This is a genomic window from Sphingobium sp. FW306-1B-F04DB, assembly GCF_058781925.1.
The window spans coordinates 1-4,268 of record NZ_JBYSXE010000096.1 but is presented as its reverse complement, the minus strand read 5'-3'; the positions used below and the strand labels follow the sequence as shown (position 1 = coordinate 4,268).

Sequence of the window (4,268 nt, the reverse complement as noted above, 5' to 3'; positions counted from 1 at the left end):
GCCCAAAGCCTATGATTACCACGCTATCTCACGCCCCCGCGAACCTCCCGCGAAGCGGGTTCGTGCATGGCGGCGAATGCAGCCGGGGACGACCATGTGAATGCTCCCCGGCTGGTCGGTCATATATACGAGCACGCTGGACGCTGCCTACGGGGCAGGGGCGTTTTGGTCGCATCAGGCTGGCGAGGTAGAGGATCGTTCGACCGATGGCGACAAGCCGTCTACGTAGTCAGGATTGCGCCGCGCTACTACGAAAGGTTCCTCACCAGGGTTGACCCCGGGCGCACGTGCAGCGACATGATCGTGGCGCCCGGCGTCGTGGTCACGTTACGGCGTCGGGTAGTCCCAAATATCGGGTGGCAGTTTGTCCTTGAGCGATGCATACATGGCGTCCCGGAACAGCTTCACCGCTGGATATGGTCGAAGGGCAATGGTGCGCTCAACGATCAGCCCCTGCTCGTTGTCCACGATGACCTCGAGGCTCTCGATCTTGTGACCGCCCATGGTCCCTTCCCAGCGCAAGAAGGTCGTGCGCTCATCGAGCTTATATTCGGCCGTGTAGGCACCGGAACCACGCGTAGAGCTCGACTGAGCAAAAATCGCCGCGATGGCTTCACGCCCCTCGATCGCTCGTATCAGGATCGGGCTGTTGAATACGACGTTTTCGGCAAGCAATGCGCTCACTTGGGCTGGCGTAGCGCTACCAGATTCTCGTAATTTGCGTAGCGGATGCATGGCGATTTCTCCTATGCTGTGGAGGCATTACAGGCGGTGATTTAGGTGCTCATATCCGACGGACAGGCCAGCGGAATGAGAGTCTGCTTTTGATTTGTGAAAGTTCGTGAAGTCCCGATCCGCGGCTCGACGCCGGCCCAGTTCAGTGATTGGCGAAAGCGGGGGCGTGTACGCCGATGCGCGCGCGGTTGGGCGGTCCCTTGGCGACCTGGCGAAGGCCTCTGCTCGCGGCATCCCTCGCATAGCGCGCCGCGGCGGGCGCGCTGATCGCGACCTGGCGGACGACCGAGGCCGTGCGCTCAATCAGTTCGGCTGGCGGGACGATCTCGTCAACCAGTCCGATGTCATAGGCGTCATATGCATCGAGCGTCTTGTACTCGATCGGCCATCCCTTGGACTCGCACAGTCCAAACCGCGCCGTGTCGGTCGCGATCCGGAGCGTGCAGGCCATGGCGATCTCGCACGCGCGGCCAAGCGCGATTCCGTTGATCGCAGCAGCGACCGGTTTGCCGAGACTCTCGATCAGACTGAGCAGCGTCTCCATCAGGCGGCTCGATTCGGCCGGCGTGAAACTGTTCCGGTCGAGCGCCCCGCTCCGGTCAGGATCGATGAATGCTTCGTCGCCGGTTAGCGCAAGGACGATGCCGCGGACGTCGCGGTCGTCGCCTGCGGCCTTGAACGCCGGGCACAGGTCGATCCGCACGGGCGCGTCGATCCCGTTCAGCGCATCTGGTCGATTGACGATGATATACGCAGTGTCGCCGCGCTTTTCGCAGATCAGATAGCTGAACCGGCAAGCATTCGAAGCGGTAAGCATGATACGAACCTCGTCAAACATCTCGTGTCAGAAGTCGGAGCCCCGTCAGAGCGTGCACAAGATAGCGCCCGCTTGGTCGGTGAGCGCTAATACGTTGGTGTTAGGCCCGCTAGGCGGCGTGTATTGCAGGCGGAAGCTGAAGGAGGATCAGCTTTCCGGAACGGCAAACTGCACTTCACATGACCGGGATTGCGAGCGGTTGCGGATCCACCCGACATGCTCCTTGCCGCGACTGGGAGACCGATGTCGGCAACCATGCCAGCGGCAAAGAGCGCCTTCATCGTTCGGGAATGGTCCAAAGGTAGATATTGGCTTCTTCCAAACGCACCGTTCGCCGCGGCCGCCACCCGGCCATGTCGTGGTAATAGCTGACGACTCGCGTCCCTGGTTGCAACTCCGAGAGAAGCCTTGGCTTCAACTTTCGGTTGAGATCGCGCGAAAGGAACAACGTGACGACCGTTGCTTCCCGGAAATCCGCGAGCAGGAGATCTTCGTTACGAAACTTCACTCGGCTGGCGACGCCCGCGGCAACCGCGTTGGCATTGGACTCGGCGACCCGCTGAGGATCGATATCAATTCCCACCGCGCGGGCGCCATGATGCCTTGCCGCGGTGATCGGGATGCGGCCATCGCCAGAGCCGAGATCGTAGACGATATCGCCGGGTCCAACCCGAGCCAGTTCGAGCATTTGGTGAACGACGGGCTGGGGAGTAGGCTCGTACCGCACATCGGGTTGGCGCAGTCGCTTGGCTTCCGCCGCGGCGGGTAATGCTTGTTCCGGCTCCGCCGCTGGACACCCCATCAGTAAGGCGATCGGGAGGAGCACGTAAGCCAGTTGCATCGTCTTCGCTCATTGCTTGGCCGGCACTCTCCAGTAATAGATCATGTGTCCGTCAACCTGCTGCTCTTTCTCTGGCTTCCAGTCGCCCATGGTAAAGGCGTGGCTGACGATGCGGGTTCCCGGCTTCAGCTCTGCGAGGAGCTTGGGGCGGAGCTTGGCGTTGAGGCTGTCGAGCAGGTAGAGGGTGACGACCGTCGCCTCACTGAAATCGGCGGTGAACAGGTCCTCATTGCGGAAAGTCACACGATCGGTCACCCCTGCCGTTCTGGCATTCGCATTCGCTTCCGCGATCCGCTCGGGGTCGATGTCGATGCCGGTGGCCCTTATGCCGTAGCGGCGCGCTGCCGTGATCGGGATGCGGCCATCGCCTGAGCCCAGGTCATAAAGGACGTCGCCCTTTTTCACTCCCGCCAGCACCAGCATGGCATCGACCACCGGCTGAGGCGTGGGCACGTAGATAACATCCGGTTCCTTAGCGAGCTGTGCGGGGGATGAGGGCAGAGGAGGCATCGCGGGGCCTGCCGCCAGTGACATTGCGACCACGATCATTCCCTTTAAAGCAAATCCTAGCATCAGCTGGTCTCCCCTGAAGGCACAGGTTGGAGGAAAAGCAGCGGAAGCCCGCCGGGCGCGACTGCCGCCAGACCGATCAGCGCGCCGGCTCCCGTATAAACCAGGCTCGAATAGTGTAGAAAGGCGCAGGTGAGACAAAAGATCGCGGGTAGCAACGGATAGAGGGGGTACGCGGAGCGGTCGCTTTGCGTCGGGAAAACGCCAGCGAAGAACGAAGAGCGTGATTCCGACGAGCAAGAAGAAGAACCAGAAGACGGGTGCTGAATATTCAACGACCGCGCGAAATCCGTCCCGAGACAGCGAGTCCCCAAGCACCAGCAGCAACGCAACCCCGCCCTGTACGATCAGCGCGTTTGCTGGCGTGTCCCGCTATCCGCTTCCTCGACGTCGATCTCGACTCCAACACCGTCGAGCGGTCGATCCGGCCCATTGCAACGACTGGCTCGCCCGCACGCTCACCGCGCTCGCAAATAATCACCCTGCGAACGCATCGACGGGCTCCTGCCTTGGCCGCCGTGGTCTGACAACACCGGTTACTCTGAAAGCGGATCACCAAGAGGTGGAGGGGCTCTTCGAACGGTTCGAGGCCGCCAAGGGAGAAGGCAAGAAGCAGGCGCTCGCGATGCAGATCTGCATGGAGTTGAGCGTGCACGCGACATCGCGGAAGAAATCTTCCATCACGCTTGCGAGGGCAAGATCGAGGAGGATCTGCTCAATGTCGGAATGGTCACGTGCAGTAGAACCCGACAGCACAGACAGCATTGGTACTGAAGGGTCACGGCGAATACGCGCTAGTCATCTGGAACTGAAGTAAGTATCATTGTATATGCCGTTGTTGGATAGGCAGGGGCATTCATGATGGCGGGTCGACAGGCGGATTTGGTCGAATTGAGCGGCGAGGACCGGAATTTTCTTGAAGCTCAGGTGCGGCGGCACAAAACGCCACGATCGCTGTCAGATCGGTGCCGGATGGTTCTGCTTTGTGCAGAGGGACTGCAGAGCAAGGAAGTTGCCGAGCGCCTGGGTGTCCACGAGCACACGGTCGGCAAATGGCGGCGGCGGTTCGTGCAGAATGGCATTGAAGGGCTGACCGACGAATATCGTGCGGGCCGACCACGAACAGTGTCGGATGCGCAGGTAGCTCAGGTGATCGAGCGCACGCTGAATACCACTCCGAAGGATGCCACCCATTGGTCAATCCGCTCCATGGCGGCCGAGACGGGGCTGGGGACTGTCAGGAATTTTGTGCGCGAGGCCAGTTTCGTTCATCAGACCGTGAACCTGTCGCCGAAGAGGACGGCG

General features: G+C 60.9%; 6 protein-coding genes. 1 reads left to right on the top strand and 5 read right to left on the bottom strand.

Going from position 1 to position 4,268, the window contains the following annotated elements; all coding sequences use genetic code 11:
* Positions 1-327 precede the first annotated feature (327 nt).
* The 5 genes from AC3WJD_RS21675 to AC3WJD_RS21655 all read right to left on the bottom strand — a co-directional run bounded on the left by AC3WJD_RS21675 (position 328) and on the right by AC3WJD_RS21655 (position 3,728).
* Complete coding sequence (locus AC3WJD_RS21675) at positions 328-735, bottom strand: hypothetical protein (RefSeq protein ID WP_492748891.1); 408 nt, start codon at positions 733-735, stop codon at positions 328-330.
* A 142-nt stretch (positions 736-877) separates the two neighbouring features.
* Entirely contained in the window at positions 878-1,552 is a 675-nt protein-coding gene (locus AC3WJD_RS21670) for an enoyl-CoA hydratase/isomerase family protein (RefSeq protein WP_492748890.1), read from the bottom strand.
* Positions 1,553-1,829: 277 nt separating this feature from the next.
* Positions 1,830-2,393 carry an SAM-dependent methyltransferase gene (locus AC3WJD_RS21665; RefSeq protein WP_492748888.1) on the bottom strand — a complete coding sequence of 188 codons (564 nt, stop codon included), beginning with the start codon at positions 2,391-2,393 and terminating at the stop codon, positions 1,830-1,832.
* Between the two features lie 9 nt (positions 2,394-2,402).
* The gene (locus tag AC3WJD_RS21660) at positions 2,403-2,966 is read right to left on the bottom strand and encodes an SAM-dependent methyltransferase (RefSeq protein WP_492748885.1); all 564 of its coding nucleotides are present in this window, start codon (positions 2,964-2,966) and stop codon (positions 2,403-2,405) included.
* Positions 2,967-3,515: 549 nt separating this feature from the next.
* Positions 3,516-3,728, bottom strand: coding sequence for a hypothetical protein (locus AC3WJD_RS21655; protein ID WP_492748883.1), 213 nt, complete (start codon positions 3,726-3,728; stop codon positions 3,516-3,518).
* Between the two features lie 96 nt (positions 3,729-3,824).
* Here AC3WJD_RS21655 and AC3WJD_RS21650 point away from each other — a divergent pair.
* On the top strand, positions 3,825-4,268 hold a 444-nt coding region (locus tag AC3WJD_RS21650), incomplete at its 3' end, for a helix-turn-helix domain-containing protein (protein ID WP_492748892.1).

Bases quoted from the DNA above. Each gene is read 5' to 3' on its own strand.
- AC3WJD_RS21655 (WP_492748883.1), bottom strand. From the start codon at position 3,728: ATGCTGTCTGTGCTGTCGGGTTCTACTGCACGTGACCATTCCGACATT.
- AC3WJD_RS21660 (WP_492748885.1), bottom strand. From the start codon at position 2,966: ATGCTAGGATTTGCTTTAAAGGGAATGATCGTGGTCGCAATGTCACTG.
- AC3WJD_RS21675 (WP_492748891.1), bottom strand. From the start codon at position 735: ATGCATCCGCTACGCAAATTACGAGAATCTGGTAGCGCTACGCCAGCC.
- AC3WJD_RS21670 (WP_492748890.1), bottom strand. From the start codon at position 1,552: ATGCTTACCGCTTCGAATGCTTGCCGGTTCAGCTATCTGATCTGCGAA.
- AC3WJD_RS21665 (WP_492748888.1), bottom strand. From the start codon at position 2,393: ATGCAACTGGCTTACGTGCTCCTCCCGATCGCCTTACTGATGGGGTGT.